This window comes from Bacillus sp. DE0042 (genome assembly GCF_007680225.1).
Taxonomy (GTDB): domain Bacteria; phylum Bacillota; class Bacilli; order Bacillales; family Bacillaceae_G; genus Bacillus_A; species Bacillus_A wiedmannii.
On the sequence record NZ_VEJP01000004.1, the window covers coordinates 341,259 to 357,260 of the forward strand.

General features: G+C 31.9%; 14 protein-coding genes. 9 read left to right on the top strand and 5 right to left on the bottom strand.

What is annotated here, in order from left to right:
- From FS802_RS31670 to FS802_RS18120, 3 genes are all read left to right on the top strand, one after another.
- A partial coding sequence (locus FS802_RS31670; RefSeq protein ID WP_260989080.1) for a hypothetical protein occupies positions 1 to 199 on the top strand: 199 nt, incomplete at its 5' end.
- A gap of 203 nt (positions 200 to 402) precedes the next feature.
- Positions 403 to 1,569 (top strand): hypothetical protein, encoded by a 1,167-nt coding sequence (locus FS802_RS18115; protein ID WP_144525314.1) that lies wholly within the window; start codon positions 403 to 405, stop codon positions 1,567 to 1,569.
- Positions 1,570 to 3,134: 1,565 nt separating this feature from the next.
- Positions 3,135 to 4,562: an S-layer homology domain-containing protein gene (locus tag FS802_RS18120; RefSeq protein WP_098654313.1), complete on the top strand. Its 1,428-nt coding sequence runs from the start codon at positions 3,135 to 3,137 to the stop codon at positions 4,560 to 4,562.
- 148 nt (positions 4,563 to 4,710) lie between these two features.
- Here FS802_RS18120 and FS802_RS18125 read toward each other — a convergent pair whose 3' ends face one another.
- Positions 4,711 to 5,265 carry a helix-turn-helix domain-containing protein gene (locus FS802_RS18125; protein WP_098654314.1) on the bottom strand — a complete coding sequence of 185 codons (555 nt, stop codon included), beginning with the start codon at positions 5,263 to 5,265 and terminating at the stop codon, positions 4,711 to 4,713.
- Positions 5,266 to 5,456: 191 nt separating this feature from the next.
- Between FS802_RS18125 and FS802_RS18130 the strand changes: the two genes are divergently transcribed.
- The 5 genes from FS802_RS18130 to FS802_RS18150 all read left to right on the top strand — a co-directional run bounded on the left by FS802_RS18130 (position 5,457) and on the right by FS802_RS18150 (position 9,912).
- On the top strand, positions 5,457 to 5,678 hold the full coding sequence (locus tag FS802_RS18130) for a serine ammonia-lyase (protein ID WP_255291335.1): 222 nt from the start codon (positions 5,457 to 5,459) through the stop codon (positions 5,676 to 5,678).
- Positions 5,679 to 5,866: 188 nt separating this feature from the next.
- Positions 5,867 to 6,370 (top strand): DUF3902 family protein, encoded by a 504-nt coding sequence (locus FS802_RS18135; RefSeq protein WP_088106856.1) that lies wholly within the window; start codon positions 5,867 to 5,869, stop codon positions 6,368 to 6,370.
- A 98-nt stretch (positions 6,371 to 6,468) separates the two neighbouring features.
- Complete coding sequence (locus tag FS802_RS18140) at positions 6,469 to 7,290, top strand: peptidoglycan-N-acetylglucosamine deacetylase (RefSeq protein ID WP_088106857.1); 822 nt, start codon at positions 6,469 to 6,471, stop codon at positions 7,288 to 7,290.
- A 258-nt stretch (positions 7,291 to 7,548) separates the two neighbouring features.
- Positions 7,549 to 9,279 carry a methyl-accepting chemotaxis protein gene (locus FS802_RS18145; protein ID WP_144525316.1) on the top strand — a complete coding sequence of 577 codons (1,731 nt, stop codon included), beginning with the start codon at positions 7,549 to 7,551 and terminating at the stop codon, positions 9,277 to 9,279.
- Positions 9,280 to 9,657: 378 nt separating this feature from the next.
- A complete protein-coding gene (locus tag FS802_RS18150) occupies positions 9,658 to 9,912 on the top strand; it encodes a SunI/YnzG family protein (RefSeq protein ID WP_098654317.1) in 255 nt (84 codons plus the stop codon).
- 274 nt (positions 9,913 to 10,186) lie between these two features.
- Here FS802_RS18150 and FS802_RS18155 read toward each other — a convergent pair whose 3' ends face one another.
- The 3 genes from FS802_RS18155 to FS802_RS18165 all read right to left on the bottom strand — a co-directional run bounded on the left by FS802_RS18155 (position 10,187) and on the right by FS802_RS18165 (position 14,195).
- Complete coding sequence (locus FS802_RS18155) at positions 10,187 to 11,974, bottom strand: helix-turn-helix transcriptional regulator (protein ID WP_144525318.1); 1,788 nt, start codon at positions 11,972 to 11,974, stop codon at positions 10,187 to 10,189.
- A 114-nt stretch (positions 11,975 to 12,088) separates the two neighbouring features.
- Positions 12,089 to 12,667: a sensor domain-containing protein gene (locus tag FS802_RS18160; RefSeq protein ID WP_098654319.1), complete on the bottom strand. Its 579-nt coding sequence runs from the start codon at positions 12,665 to 12,667 to the stop codon at positions 12,089 to 12,091.
- A gap of 202 nt (positions 12,668 to 12,869) precedes the next feature.
- On the bottom strand, positions 12,870 to 14,195 hold the full coding sequence (locus FS802_RS18165; protein WP_144525320.1) for an erythromycin esterase family protein: 1,326 nt from the start codon (positions 14,193 to 14,195) through the stop codon (positions 12,870 to 12,872).
- A gap of 364 nt (positions 14,196 to 14,559) precedes the next feature.
- On the opposite strand from FS802_RS18165, the gene FS802_RS18170 reads away from it, so the two are divergent.
- The gene (locus tag FS802_RS18170; RefSeq protein ID WP_098654321.1) at positions 14,560 to 15,441 is read left to right on the top strand and encodes a CPBP family intramembrane glutamic endopeptidase; all 882 of its coding nucleotides are present in this window, start codon (positions 14,560 to 14,562) and stop codon (positions 15,439 to 15,441) included.
- 98 nt (positions 15,442 to 15,539) lie between these two features.
- On the opposite strand, the gene FS802_RS18175 is transcribed toward FS802_RS18170, so the two are convergent.
- The gene (locus FS802_RS18175) at positions 15,540 to 15,986 is read right to left on the bottom strand and encodes a hypothetical protein (protein ID WP_098654322.1); all 447 of its coding nucleotides are present in this window, start codon (positions 15,984 to 15,986) and stop codon (positions 15,540 to 15,542) included.
- Positions 15,987 to 16,002: the final 16 nt, after the last annotated feature.

The window sequence follows — 16,002 nt, forward strand, 5'->3', positions numbered from 1 at the left end:
AACGCCACCAACTAATGGAAGTGACCGTGGAAATACAACGCCACCAACCAATGGAAGTGATCGTGGAAATACAACGCCATCAACCAATGGGAGTGACCAAGGAAATACAACGCCACCAAACAATGGGGATGGCTATGGAACGCTAACGCCACCAAGTAATGATGGGAATATAGAAGAGGCTCCAGCTAATAATGGATAATAAGTAATAGTAAGAAATTTTTAGTTCTGTTGCAAATTTTAAAAAAAGCATAAACAGGTTGGTAAATGAAGAACAATGTTCAGGAAGTAGCTAGTAATTGCTGAAGTTCATTGTACGTTGAAAAGGCAAAGCCTCTTTGTATAGTGATTCCAAATTTGTAAACCTTATTTAAAATAAGAATTATTATAGAAAAGGAGTGTCTGATGAAAAAGTTTTTAAGAGTAATTCTAATCATATTGGTGATATTTATAGGAATTATGTTGGGAAGCATAATTTTAAATAAAACATATCATACTGAGTTTAAGTTTTTAAATGAAACGGATCAAAACATGTTAAATGAATTATCTACTATTTATAAGAGTTTCGAAGAATCGAATGATAAACTTTGGAATGAAGATTATCATTTCGAAAAAAAGCCATTAGTACTGATACATAGTAATAAAGATGGGGGATTCTTTAGACAAGAAGCTTATGCAGTTAATGTAAAAGGAGTAGAAAATAGTATTTTTGCAAAAGAAATAAAAGTCCCAAATTCTTTGCATCTACCTAAAGTCTATCGTTTAACTCGTTTTGATTTTAGAACGGTTTCTACCTGGATGCCTTGGAACTTTGGGACAATAAATATTAACGATATGGATGTATTTTATTTTAAATATTATCCTAAAATGTTTGTTAATCCAGATTTATATTTTGATTTCTCGTCTTTTTTATTACATGAGGCTTTTCATGTTTATAAACAAAAAGATTGGACATATGATTCAAATGGTGGAGAGTATATTCACGAATATCCGATAAATAAAGAAAATTATGCATTAATGGGATTAGAATTTAAGTTATTAGATAAAGCAATGGTTGATACGAACCCAGAAAATATTATTCAAGCATTATATGATTGGACAATTGTACGTAACTATCGCTATAATAAATGGCCACAATTGATTGGAGAAACAAAAACTGAAGCAATAGAAGGTTCAGCACGATACTTAGAGTATCGTTATAGTAAGTTAACTGGTGGGAAACTTATGGTACTTGCAAAGAATGAGAAGCCATATCATGTTACTTTTATGGAGGCTTTCAACTTCATTGCTAATGGACAAGCAGAATCTCCAAGGTTTTTAGAGCGGAATATGAGATATGAGACTGGTTCAGCTCTTGAATTAAGCATGGACAGAGCAAATATTCCATGGAAAGAAGCTATTGAAGATAGTGCAACCAAACAAGGAAAGACACCCTACGAAGTATTAAATACGTACTTTAATATAAATAATACGCCCACAATTGAAAATAAAATAAAAGAAATTAAAGAAAAAAATGACTATGACGCAATTTTAGACCAAGGAGAAAAACTGGTGAAAATAAATAACGAGTAAAGAAAAGATAATTTGAAAAAGTATATATTGAAATTATAGTAACATAATCATGGTCTACTATTTTAAAGTAGAAGAAAGAGTTAATTTAAAAGAGAATTGTTAGTACCACCAATATCTTTAAAGTAATATTTTAATTGTCTATAAGAAAAGTAATAAAAACACTGCTATTGAGTGTTTTTATTACTTTCATTTATCATTTATCTGGTACATAACACGTGTGGTTATTCATATAACATTTCTCTATCTTTGTTTTAGTATTATCTTTTTTATCCCTGTAAAAAATTTCAACTGTCCCTTTTGCACTATTATAATCAAATTCATAGGCATTAGGTTATTTGTCTCTAACACTTATTATCCTGAACCAGCACTTGCTGGCATTGTAGAAATAAGTAATGCGTATGTTAAACTTAGCGTCCCAAAATACCTTTTTAATTTTGGTTTTGACATAAAAGATTCCCCTTTATTTTATATTAATCTATTAAAACGATATATATTTAACGCTTGTAAAAATTGATAAATGTATATTGTATATGTCTTAAAAAATGGTTTTTTGTTCTATATTTAATCTATAAAATTATAAATCTTCAAGTATACATATTCATGTTATAGTAAACTAAAGTATTTAATGGTGACTGTATATCTTGTGAATGTGAGGTTATTATATAAACTATTAAAAGAGATTATACGAGTAATTTGTGTTAGCTTTCAACATAGGTACTAAGAAAGAAACTGCAAAAAAGAACAGTAAAAGACCCACTCTTCGCCTTAGGAAGCTCAAGCGTGGGTCTAAAAAAGGATAATACATACATAAGTAGCAGTTATGAGACGTGATGTTAAAGTATCTCGTCCTTTTTAGCTTATACGATCCAAAGAATTACCGTATTTTGTATATGTAGCATACCATATTTGATTTCGGGTTCAATCACTTAAATCAAACAGGGGAAATATGTAATTGGTTTGTAAAAAAATAGGCAATCCTCTTTATAAAGGAATTGCCCAATCAAATGAATTAAAACAAATAACAGACAAATCTATTATAATATAAATCTTAATATAAGTATATAATAATTATAAGAACTTAATTTTAATTAACAAAGGCTAAATATTCTATTATTAAATACACGTTAACACGGTATTAATTATAAGTAAATATAATTAAATGTAAATTAATTATTATTTGCTCTTCTAAAGGAAATTAACTACATTTACTTTAATAATTTTATTATTGATTTTGCAACCAAATGTAAAGTAATAGCATTTAATACCAACTTTAAGTTTTCACTGCATTAAGTTAAAGAGACTTACAATACCGGGAGGAAATTTAACTATTAAATCTACCTTATACATGAGTCAATTATGATATTGTGGAAATTCAAATTCATATAAATATCATACATTTTTATAAAAGACATCTATTGACACTTGTACATATAAGTAACTATAATCATTACATCAAATTGAATGCATGTTAATACAATCTGATTATGATTACAGGCAAGTAAATATAAAAATAGAAAATCTCAATTTGATAAATACAATAGTATGGTAGAGGTGTATATTTTTTTATGAAGCACAAATTCATCGCGACAAGTATCCTCGCAGGAGCAATATTATCTTATTCTTCTAATACTTTAGCAAATACTCAAAAATTTTCTGATGTTCCTAAGTGGGCAGAGCAATCCGTTAATTATTTAGTGGATAAACAAGTATTAAGTGGTTACCCAGACGGAAGTTTTGGCTCAAATGATTCACTAGACAGAGCTTCCGCCGCAACAATAATGACAAAAGTTTTAGGTATACAAATTGACTACAATGCAAAACCATCCTTTACAGATTCACAAAACCACTGGGGGGCGCCTTATATTGCCGCTGCTGAAAAAGCTGGCATTATTAAAGGCGAAGGTAATGGAATCTTCAATCCATCCGGAAAAGTAACGCGCGCTTCTATGGCGGCAATGCTAGTAAATGCCTATAAACTTCAAAGTACAGCAAATTATAATAACCAAAGTAAATTTCAGGATTTAAAAGGCCATTGGGGTGAAAGATTCGCCAATATTTTAATTGATTTAAAAATTTCCGTGGGTACTGATAACGGTTGGCAACCTAATAGATCGATAACACGCGCCGAAGCTGCTCAACTTACTGCAAAAACAGATATGATGCAACTAACTCCAAAGAATGTTTTAGAGGAAAAAGAGATTATTACTGCTACATCATATGAAGATTTGAATTTAACAGTTGCTTCCAAAATCACAGCTCAAGAGATTGATAGTTTTATAGCAAAATATCATTCAGATAGTCCATTAGTTGGACATGGGCAAGATTTTATCAATGCGCAAAATCAATATGGCGTGAATGCTCATTATTTAGCGGCGCATGCGATTTTAGAATCTGGATACGGTAAATCAGAAATTGCATATCAAAAACATAATCTATTCGGATTACGTGCATATGATGGAGATCCATTTAAATATGCAAAATACTTACCGACGTACGGCGATAGTATTGCTTATAACGCTAATTATGTACGAGAGAGATATTTAGAAGAAAGTGGTATGCATTATAACGGACCAACGTTAGCTGGTATGAACGTGAAATATGCATCAGATAAAGGCTGGGCTAAAAAAATTGCGGGTATTATGGAACGTATGAAACCGTTCCGTGCAGAAGACTATACATATGCAAAAAAATTACCAAAGAGTCCTGAAACATTAGATGTTGAAGCGTTATCTAATGAAATACCGTATAAAAAGTATTTAGATGGTTCGAGCACAAAAATTATATCATCAGCTGTTTATTACTATGTACCTTATCCATTTGATTTGAAAATTAAAAGTAGATCAGATGTAGATGTAACGCAAAATAATGTTGGTACATTAACTCCTGGAACAAACATCTTTATTTATCGTGAAGATCCAAATGGATGGGTCGAATTCTCTTTTGACGCTAATGGGGAAAAATACTGGACATTAAAAAGTAAATTAAGCATGTAATTAAAAAGCTCTACTTTACTATTCTTAATTGTTTAGCTTTTAATCTTATATAATTATGAGACCAGTTTTTTATTTGCTTAAAATATAGTTATGTATACAAAAAGTTAGAGAATTATTTTCTCTAACTTTTATCCTATAGTATTTGGAATTAAAAAGATGGTGGGGTTACTCCGAATATAACAGTGACTTTGTTTAAAGAAGTGTTTTCCCATTTATGCTTTGCAAATGGTGGGATTTTAACACTATCACCTGTATTGAGAAGTAAAACCTCATCATTTAAATATAGTTTTACTTGTCCTTCCATAATAAATGCTATTTCTTCACCTTTATGTGCCACAGGTTCTATAGATGAAGCGGTTTGAGGTAACAGATTCATTAAAGCTAATTCTAGTGATCCATCTAAATTGGGAGATAATAACTCATATGAAACGTTACCACTTTCAGGGAAAGTCATTTTTTTTCTTTGATTAGCTCTTACGACTAATTCTTCCGTATTAGTATCTTCTAAGAAAAAATTAAATAAAGGAATATTTAATGCTAAAGAAATTAATTTTAGTGTTTGTAATGATGGATTCGTGATTCCTTTTTCAATCTGACTTAACATGGAAGGTGTTATATCAGCTAATTCAGCTAAACGTTTACTAGTTAAACCGGCACCTTTTCTAAATGCCATAATTTTTTGACCAACATTTATATTGTTCATATGCGTGACCCCCTTTAAATAAGTAATAAAATTAAATTAAAATTAATTTTATTTACTTATACTAAATATGTTGTTAATATATACTTAATTATAATAAAGTATGATAAATTTTCCAAGCACCTGCATAGTTGTGAGAATAGTAAATAAGACCAGAAATAATTGGTATTTATTATTCATGTATGTTTTTAGGTATGATGACCAGATTACATGAGGGCATTTCCATACAAGTTATTGGGATTGATAATAAAAAAATAGCTGATAGACTGGCAGTTAGAATAGCATCTGGGTTTGTAGATAAAACATTAGAACTATTTTTAAGCGGTGCATATACAGCTAGTAATAATTATTTATATAAGTTATTAAAAGAATTAGTAGATAAAGAGGGAAAAGACTATATACAAAAAATGCTTTAAAACAAAATTTGAATCAAGGTACACATATTGTATGGGGAATAGGAGAAAGTATGAGTTCAAGAAAAGTAATGGAAGAATAGTATCAAACAGGTTCTCAATTAATAAAAAGGGCTTTTAATATGAAAAGGATAACTTAAGAGTAAACATCAATGCTTTATCATAAAAATTATTAAGGAAGTGAGAACATCATGAAATCAGCTTTAAATAATATTATGATTTCTTTGATTTTTGCATTAGGAGGGGCTATTGCACTTTTATTTAATTTAATGGGAAATCAAGATTGGATATTAAATTGGGTGGGAGTATTACTGGCATATCTATCTTTGGCCATTTTAATAGATCTATCAAATAAAACTGTGTATTATAAAATATTTCCTAAAATACTATATAGAACTTTATTTATTTCCTTTAATGCTGCAGTATTAGGAATAGTAGTAGGGATTACATACCAACTATTAGGAAAGTGGAATGTTACTATAATGATGTACTATTGGTTGATAATCTTATTCTTATATTTAATTACTATAATAACATTAGTTATCTTGATATTTTTAAATCTTAATAATCAAAAAATCAGTTTCTTATATAAGTTTATTATACTTTTAAACATTTTCCTTACCTTAGGGCCAGTGTTATATCCATTAGTTCTAACTATTATTGGAAATGGTATGAGCAGTAGTGCAGGAAATTAATAGGGCTTATCCAGATTGTTAAAACTACTAGCAAAGGCAAAATGAGTTTGGTTAAATAACATATAGTGGAATAATAGGATAGAAAGAAGAATTATGGTATGAAAATTAAGCTAAAGAAAAAAAGAATTTTATGTGTATTGTTAGCTATTACATTAGTAGCAATTGGTTATTACATGTTTCAATCAATAACGAACCCTAAGCTGGTAAATGCGAAAGAGGTAAACAGTGTTCAACTAGTGAGCAGTTTACCTAAAAATGAACTTAGAAAGTCGATACCTAGTCGTTTTGATGGAAAAGAAAGAAAAGTTGTATATTTAACTTTTGATGATGGACCAGGAAAGTATACAGCTAACCTGTTAGATATATTAAAAAGAAATAATGTGAAAGCAACATTCTTTTTAATTGGTAATAATGTGAAAAGGTTCCCAGATTTAGTGAAACGAGAGCATGAAGAGAGCCATTATGTTGGCATGCATAGCATGACACATGATTTTAAAAGGTTATACACCAATAAGGAATATGTTAAGGAAATGAAAGAGGATCAATCTTTAATTAGAAATGTTATTGGAAACTCACCGAAATTAACACGGCCACCATATGGATCAATGCCTGGATTAAATGAATCACTTCGAAATGAAGTGGTCGGATATGATTTAAAAGTATGGGATTGGACAATTGATTCTTTAGATTGGAAATACAATAAATTAGCCGTTGATGTAGCAGCCGCAAAAATTGTGCAAAATGTATTGGCAGGTGCGACATCTTCAAAAGAAATTGTTTTAATGCATGATATTCATCCCCAATCTGTCGCGGCAGTTCCAGCAATTATAAAAGGATTAAAAGAAAAAGGTTATGAATTTGAAGCTTATAATCAGAATGATCATTTTCCAATAAACTTCTGGCATGATAATCGTATATAAAAAGATATGTATTAGTAAAAAGGAATTAAGAATGGAAAAAGCGATTACTATAGGGTTTAAATATTTGCAGGAGCGTGTTTAGATAAATAGATGAAAACACGCTCTTTTTACCGGACTATTTTTAAATTTAGATTTAAGTATAAACTCTCTTATTTTAGAAAACTTTATACGATTTTTTAATGGATATAAATATTTAAATGTCTTTTATTTTTACATATAAAATTATTTAATCATAATATAACAATGAGGTGGAGTTAATTGTCGTTTTTTAAAAACAGTAAAATTGGCACAACATTAAGTGTATTAGTAATTATAGCAAGTGTGGCTTGTATAATATTATCTATGCTAGGATTTTTTGGCCTGAAAAAAGGGGAGCATGCATCAAATATGATGTATGAAGATAGTTTATTACCAATTCAGTGGATAGGAGCTATAGAGTCTAATTTTTATCTAATCAATATGAATGTAAAGGAAACTATTCTATCTAAAGATCAAAAAAGAATAAAAGAGCTTTTGACAGAAATAGATGTAGCTCGTTCAGAAACTGATCAGTTAATAAAGAAGTTTGAGTCTAGAGTTAGTTCTAATAAAGAAAAAGAATTATATACAACATTTCATGAAGTATTTAATGAATTAAGAACACAATTGAGGAAAGTACAAGATTTGGGACAATCTAATAATGATGAAGCATATGCTTATTATCTGAAAGAAGTTGACCCTAATATGAAAAAGGCAGTGCAGGCTATTGGTGAGCTCATTCAGGTTAATAATAATAATGCAGATCAATTACAAAAAAATAATACAGCTAGTGCAACAAATACTATAATGCTGTTTGTTAGTATCTCAATTATAGCAATTGCAATCGTTATTTTTATTGGCTATATCATTAAAAGTGCAATTAGACAACCAATTGTATTATTAGAAAGAGATATGGAAAGGGTATCTGCAGGTGATTTAATGATACGTACTTCTTATAAATCGGATAATGAATTAGGAAGTATTGTAAGGTCTTTTAATAGTATGTTGGACAACTTACAACAATTAATTGGAGAAGTAAAAATTACAACTCAAGAGGTCATTTCTTCTACCAATGGGATGTTGCAAGATACTAAACGAGCATCTCATATATCAAGAGAGGTAGTTCAAACTATATCTGAGGTTGATAAAAAAATAGAAGGGCAAGTTACTAGTATTCAAGAAAGCTCCTCATCAATGGAAGAAATTACGACTGGCGTTCAAACTGTAGCTGAGTCTTCAGCAACGGTTACAGAAGTGGCGGTCACAACAACAGAACAAGTCAATTCTGGTAGTGAAGTAATTAAACAATCTATACTTCAAATGAATAGTATTCATGAGGTTGTTGAAGAAACATCCAAAGTAATAGAGAGACTTGTTATGCGTACACAGCAAATTGATAAAGCTCTGGATGCGATTACTAATATTGCTGAACAAACAAACCTTCTTGCCTTAAACGCTTCAATTGAAGCCGCACGTGCTGGAGAAAATGGAAAAGGATTTGCAGTGGTAGCAGCGGAAGTAGGGAATTTAGCTGAACAGTCTAAAGCATCTGCGGATGAAATCAATCATTTAATACTAGCCATTCAACAAGATACAAAAGATACAGTTGATGCAATGCAAAAAGGGCAACAAAAAGCTTCGGAAGGAAAGGAAACTGCTAATAAAGCAAATCAAGCATTTTCATCTATTATGGTGGCTATTAATAAAATCACTAGCCAAATTCAAGAAGTATCTGCAGCAACAGAAGAAATGTCTGCTGGTACAGAAGAAGTTAATGCCTCTATGTCGAGTGTTTCTGAAAGTGCAACGCAAGTAGCTAAGGAAACAACTCAAACTGTACAATCAATCCAATTACAAGCAGCATCAATCGAGGAGATATCGAATCAATCTAACAAAATAAAAGAAAAAGTAGAAGCATTGTCAGTACTAGTTTCACAATTTATTATTGAGAAGCAAGACAAAAAGCAATAGAATATATCAAATGTGATATAAAAATAATAAAAAGACCATTGTAACTTTTATAAAGTACAATGGTCTTTTTCATTGGGTGGATGTTCTAAAAATTCTCCTAATCATTAAATACAAAAATTACATCAATTTATGTTTTTTTAATTTGTTAATAGAAAAGGAGATTTAATTCTAGTTAATTACTGTCAAATGTAAAGAAATAAAATTGATTAATAGTAGTTCAAATCGTAATTATTAGATTGTATTTTTTTGGTAATAAGAAGTTTGCGCATGTAATTTTACATGCAAACGCATAAATTTATTATATTAATATATAATAGTTTATATATTTATTTAATCAATTTAGATAATTATCTAAAACTGAAAAAGGATTGATATAAAATGTCAAGAATGAGCATTAAAAAGTTCCAAGATAGTATAATGATTGCATGGCAATCAGCAGAGATTACCATCCCTATAAAAGATATCCTTACTATATCTATGAATGACGTTCCTTATAATAAGCTTGATCATGTTGTTTATATTGGAACGCCATCTTCTTCAAAGAATAGAATACTGATACATACTACAAACTTAAACTTCATTATATTCACTGCTAATCCATCTATAGTATTAGAAGAAATTAATATTGAGTAATGCTGTTCTAATTAAAACTCGAGCTTAGATAAAATTCTTTAATTACATATAGTTATTAGATTTCAAAAAATGTACTGCCAGAGAAGTGGAATGTTAAGATGATTAGTCACCTTATAAAAAAAGAAGAAAATCCCATGTGAAGGGATTTTCTTTTCAAATGAATTTTAAAAAATAACAGACCTATCAAAAATGCATTGAAATTTAATATAAACAAATATTATTGTACCTTATAACTAATGCTTGCCTAGTTTTAAAGAAGCAACAACCATTTTTCTCATCCGATAATACCAATTTCTAGAGCCTTTTGAACAGCTTCTTCTTTGTTACGCACTCCTAGCTTTGCATAAGCTGTGGAAGCATAATTTCTGACTGTGCCATTCGATAAATACAGCCTTGAAGCTATGGAAGTGTATCGAAGTCCCTTTGCTACTAGCTGTAAAATTTCTATCTCTCTGGCTGTTAGCTCATACGTAGTTGCTTTTGATTGTGGTGTCTGTTTTTTCTCATCAAACTTCTCAAATATTTTGTGAGACATTCCCTGATCAATCAGTGTCCCACCTTTGTGAATAAGTCGGATTGTATTAGCTAGCTCCAACGTTTCAATAGATTTGAGTAAAAAACCATCTGCACCGTTGCGAAGTGATTCCAACGCCTGTTCGGTATCCTGAAAAGTTGTAAAAATCAATATGCGGATATGTGGCCATTGTTGCTTAATCTTTTTGGTTGCTTCGACTCCATCCATGTGCTGCATATCTAAATCCATAAGTATAACATGGGGTTGAAGGCGCCCACACAAATCGATGGCTTGATTGCCATCCTCAGCTAAACCGACTACATTTAAATCTTCATATCTATCGAGTAGTGTCCTCAAACTTTCCCGAACAAATGGTTGATCGTCTACAATTAACAAACGAATAAGTCCATCTTTTATTTCAGTTTGTCGCGGTATGGTACATGTAACAAGCATTCCTTCCTCCGGCTTTGTATATACAGACAATTGACCTTGCAAATTCATTGCCCGTTCTTTCATCGCATTCATACCGAAGCCTTCCTGCCATTCTACATTTCCTTTTCCGTTATCTTGAACTTCTAACCTCGTATATTGTTGTTCAAACTGCAATGAAACTATAATTTCGGTCCCCTGACCATGACGTACTGCATTCGTAAGGGACTCTTGTAAGCAACGAATGAATGCGATTTTCGCTTGCCGAGACAGTTGATATTCCTCTCCGAATGTCCTGAAATTTACATTTACCTGAGCGTGCTCCTGAAATTCTGCTCCAAGATTTTGTAGAGATGGAATCAAAGAAGGGGATTGACAGGGAGAATCCATTTGATGTAGGTAACCTCTCACGTCCTCAATACTTTTACGTCCCATTTCAAGCAGAGAATCTAGCCTCTGTATACCCATCTCAGTAGCAAGTTCGGTACGCAACGTTTCCATCCCCATAATAATAGAAGTATAAGCGTGACCAACTGTATCATGAAGCTCGCTCGACAGCCTGTTCCGTTCTTCTGCCAGTGTAATGCGTTCAATCTGAGACATATATTGCTCAAGTACCGCGTTTTGTTTACGAATTACTTCATTTTGCTTATGATTGGCGATTAATAAATGAAAAGCGAATCCCATTACATAAGCGAATCCATAGTAGGTGACCATAGTCCAATAGTTATTATTTGGCGCAACAGCATAGAAAATTCCAGTTGTTATAAAAACTGTTGTTGGAGCTGTCCAATAATAGGACAAATGCTTACTATTTACAGCAATTAGAAACACTGATATAAGAAATATGTTGTAAGCTTCCGGAAATAATGAGGTTAAATATATACATTGTCCACCATATAGCAGTATTTCTGTGAACAAGTAATATTTGTAATTGAACAGTAAGGCTACCCATGGAATTGAGAAGGCAACAACCTCCCAAAAAATAATAATCCAAAGTGGCAATGTTAACCCATCCTGAAAACTTAATGTAGCTAGGATGATAGACACACTTGTAAGTAGACGTATCCCTAACATAATCCAATCGTACCAAAACCAATACTTAACCATATCTAACAAGTCATTTACCCCCTAAGTAGCCTACCTTTTTACTTCATATATTATAATTTAATCCTTCAAGCCTATTATACTTTTAAATTTAAAACTGCGATACTACTCACAGATTGCAAACTTCTATCGATTTAGTTGCCGAATCATGTTACGTGTATAGCCCCCAAGTTTCTTTGTCAAACCATCTACTATTTTAATACTTATGGCGGTAAATACTATACCCATAAACATTACAAAGAGTGACTTGGCAAAAGTATCTATCTGTATGAATATAATATTCATTTCGATGTATTGATACAGTAGTGGTGCCAACAGCAACATAAGTGGCATTACATAAAAAATGATTGCACTAATGAGACTGAAAATGCCAATCACTAATTTCTGCATTAACCAAAAGACAGCAGACCAAGTGCGACGATCTGTAAGCACTAATTTCACCTGATTCCAGTTCGATGTATCTATTGTTATACTTCTATCATAAGAGTCTGTTGAAATATCTGTATAAATTTTCGTCTGTATACGTTCGAATTGGATAAAAGGTGTAGTAGTCTGTAGTACGCGTATAACTAGTGGAATCCCAATTACCGTAAATGAAAGGGTGAAGCTGAATAGCAGAGATATTAGATAAAAACAAAAATAAAACAATCCTGTAACGAAAGTTAGCAATAAAAAATAACCATTCTGGATGAATCTTGATTTCATAAAGTTCATCGCTCCTATCTATGTAATAACCGAATTGTACTGCTTTTTTTGTCATTCTCACTAGTGTAAAAGTGTCATATGACATTTCTAAATGATGCTAAAAAGGGGAGAGTAACCTACTTCTGGTTAAAAAAGATGCTTATATTAATCTCCATAAAACAATCCCGTTCTTGCAGATGCGAGAAGGGATTGTTTTATACTTTTATTTAATATGAGATGGACTTGTTTTTCGAATATGAAAAATAATATCAAATTGCTCAAGCAATGACTTATCAAAGTATGCCGATTCGTTCGGTAAGAGTCGTGCCCCTATACTTAGTAATGGTCTTTTTGCTTTAATCCATTTCTCTGCTGGTCCTTTAAGGTGACGGTTATCCAATAAAAACATTTTATATGGTACTTTTCCGAGGGTATAATTGAAACTATTTACATCTTGTGGAATCAGATCCGTTATAATCTTATCTCCGGTGTCGTTGTATAAGGTGAAATTTCCCTCCGTAGTTGTACTACCAATTGTGACATAATTAGTGTCTAAACGTTCCTTCAAAAATTGCCCCGCAACATAAGGGTATAATTTCTCATCGATAATTCCTTTAGCAATATGAATATTGTGTCCCCATACCATCGTTTTACCACCCAATGTCTCTTGTGCCCACATTGCATGATCGGCCAAGTATTGCTCATGTAGCTTTAACATACTTGGATAGTCGTTAGGAATTAGCATTGTGGTAAATTTCTCTATTGCACTTGCCGTTGCTTTCGCCCAGATGTACTCGGGTGAAACTATTTCTGTGTTGGCTTGTTTATTCTCATCTTTTAGTAATCGAGCTACTCTCTCAGCGTTTGCTTTGAACTTTTCTTTTATTTCAGGAGCAAGGTCCATATATTCCTGTGTACTTCCATTAAAAGCCGACAATTCTTTATAATTTTCTTCTACTTCTGCCAGCAAATCTGGTCGATGCAGCCTTACATAATCAATTACTTTATTAAAGCAACCTTGGTCCAATTCCTTTAAGTCGAGTCCAATAAATTGGATCTTTTTTTTATTGGATGGATCAACATTATAATCTTTCATCCACTCAATCATGGCTAAAATTTCATCAGTAGGATATAAATAATTTAAAAATTCCCTAGGGTTTCCTTTTCCTGTTTGGATATATTCATTTAGTTTTAAGCCGTTTCCCCAATCTTCTTCCATTGTGAAATTTGTAAAACCCATCTCAGTAACCAAATATTTCACAAGGCGAAATTTCATAGTGAAAATTTCAGAGCTTCCATGAGTATTTTCTCCTAATCCTACATATTGTGCGCTCCCAATCATTTTCTTAAGTGGTTTTAAATCCTCAAATGATTTTGAAGGCTCTATCGTTTTTAATGGGTAAGCCTGTGATTGTATTGATTTAACTATATTTTTTTGGATTGATTGACCTGAATTTTCGACTGCTACTGTTTGAGCCTTTCCTACTTCTCCACATCCTGTGACTAATAAAGCTGTACTAGCCATTGCAATTATTCTTTTCTTATTCATTTTTGCCCACCTCAATTGAATTATTTTTAAAAGCAAGATTGATTCATTCATGTGCTTGCACGAATCAATTGCCTTAATTCAATTGTTATCTATTCCATATCATATTTTCTAGTTACATATTGTCATAATTTTAATTGACACAGGTCATATGCTAATCATTACACTTTTGTACTATCGGCTATGACAACTTATAAATAATAATTACATTGATGCGTCGCAAGTAAGACTAGATTATGAATTTGGGAGGGATTTTAAAGATGAATGAATCTGTATGCCAAAATATTTTTATTCTAAGTTGTGTCTGTTGAAATGACAGGAAGTAAATTCGATAAACAAGTGAATAAAAGGGGAAGGGCGGATTACAATGATATTACACGCAAAATCATTCCACAATAAAGATAAAATCCAACGTGCTAAAATAGGACTTCAACTCTTTCTGAGTATTTTAATCATTACTTCTATCATCCTAAATGTAGTAGTAATAATTACTAAAAGTATGCCGCTTATTGTGGTATATATGTTTACACCAGCGTTTTCTTCTATTTTGACTCGCATAATACTGAAAGAAGGGTTTAAAGATGTATCTTTTAGTCTCGGTAACTTAAAGATATGGAAGGGCATTGGTTTTGCTCTGCTAATACCTATGGTTATTTGTGGAATTACTTATTCTATCGCCTGGTTGAGCGGAATTGCGAGGTTTCAGCATCCAGAAGGTGGTATGTTAGAACCAATCTACAATATACTTGGACTTCAGTATCTATCGGAACCATTCAGTTTCATTTATCTAGTAGTATTGAGCGGCATTTTAGGAAGTTTACTTAACTTAATCCCAGTTTTGGGAGAAGAAATGGGTTGGCGAGGTTATATGCTCACAAGGCTAGTCGATGCAGAGTTTTCACGGCCTATCCTTATTAGTGGATTGATTTGGGCATCGTGGCATGTTCCAATTGTTATTGCTGGTCTATATGTAGAGGGATCATCTGTCCTACTTTCAGTACTTGGCATCTATTTTTGTATTGTGCCATTCAGTTATATTACAGCTTATTTACGACTTATCACAGGTAGCGTTTGGCCTTCGGTTATCATCCATACCACTTGGAATGCCATCATACAAGGACCGTTCGCACGTGCAAGTACAGGACATCAGTCAGAGATTTGGATTGGAGAATCTGGCTTAATAACCGCTCTTATTATCTTGATTACGGCAATAATTTTGTCTCGGATAACAAGATTTACAAAACTTTGATTTGCCACATAAATTATTGAAAATTAGAATTATGTTACTATTAAATAAAAAATACATCCTTATAGGGATGTATTTTTTATTAATAATAATGTTATAAGTTATTCTACATGAACCGATATGGTTTTAGATAATACTTGCATTGAGAAAGGAACTCTAGCTTCAAAAGTTATAGTATTTGTTGAATTTGATGTGTTTGAAAAGATGTAAGAGTCTTTGATACGTAATCTAAATGTTTTTTCAGATCCGAATGGACCAGAATAAGAACTAACTTCGTCTAAAGAACTTCCCGCAAATCTAATACCATTAACAGTTAAAGCCTCAGAATATGAATCTGGTGTACCTACTTCACTAACTTTCACATAAAGGTAATCGCCTTTAAGAACAGGAATAGATAAGTAAGAACTTGCACTATACATTTTGTTATTATCGCCTACAGCACTAATGCTAACACTTCGTAGTGGGGAAGAGTCCGCCTTTGAAATAGATGGTAAAAACGCTAGTGTAAGTGCGAAACACATAGCTAACATGCTCATAAATTTTTTCATATTTACAACTCCTAGG

Coding starts and splice junctions, on each gene's coding strand:
- FS802_RS18115 (WP_144525314.1), top strand. CDS start 403: ATGAAAAAGTTTTTAAGAGTAATTCTAATCATATTGGTGATATTTATA.
- FS802_RS18120 (WP_098654313.1), top strand. CDS start 3,135: ATGAAGCACAAATTCATCGCGACAAGTATCCTCGCAGGAGCAATATTA.
- FS802_RS18125 (WP_098654314.1), bottom strand. CDS start 5,265: ATGAACAATATAAATGTTGGTCAAAAAATTATGGCATTTAGAAAAGGT.
- FS802_RS18130 (WP_255291335.1), top strand. CDS start 5,457: ATGATGACCAGATTACATGAGGGCATTTCCATACAAGTTATTGGGATT.
- FS802_RS18135 (WP_088106856.1), top strand. CDS start 5,867: ATGAAATCAGCTTTAAATAATATTATGATTTCTTTGATTTTTGCATTA.
- FS802_RS18140 (WP_088106857.1), top strand. CDS start 6,469: ATGAAAATTAAGCTAAAGAAAAAAAGAATTTTATGTGTATTGTTAGCT.
- FS802_RS18150 (WP_098654317.1), top strand. CDS start 9,658: ATGTCAAGAATGAGCATTAAAAAGTTCCAAGATAGTATAATGATTGCA.
- FS802_RS18160 (WP_098654319.1), bottom strand. CDS start 12,667: ATGAAATCAAGATTCATCCAGAATGGTTATTTTTTATTGCTAACTTTC.
- FS802_RS18165 (WP_144525320.1), bottom strand. CDS start 14,195: ATGAATAAGAAAAGAATAATTGCAATGGCTAGTACAGCTTTATTAGTC.
- FS802_RS18170 (WP_098654321.1), top strand. CDS start 14,560: ATGATATTACACGCAAAATCATTCCACAATAAAGATAAAATCCAACGT.
- FS802_RS18175 (WP_098654322.1), bottom strand. CDS start 15,986: ATGAAAAAATTTATGAGCATGTTAGCTATGTGTTTCGCACTTACACTA.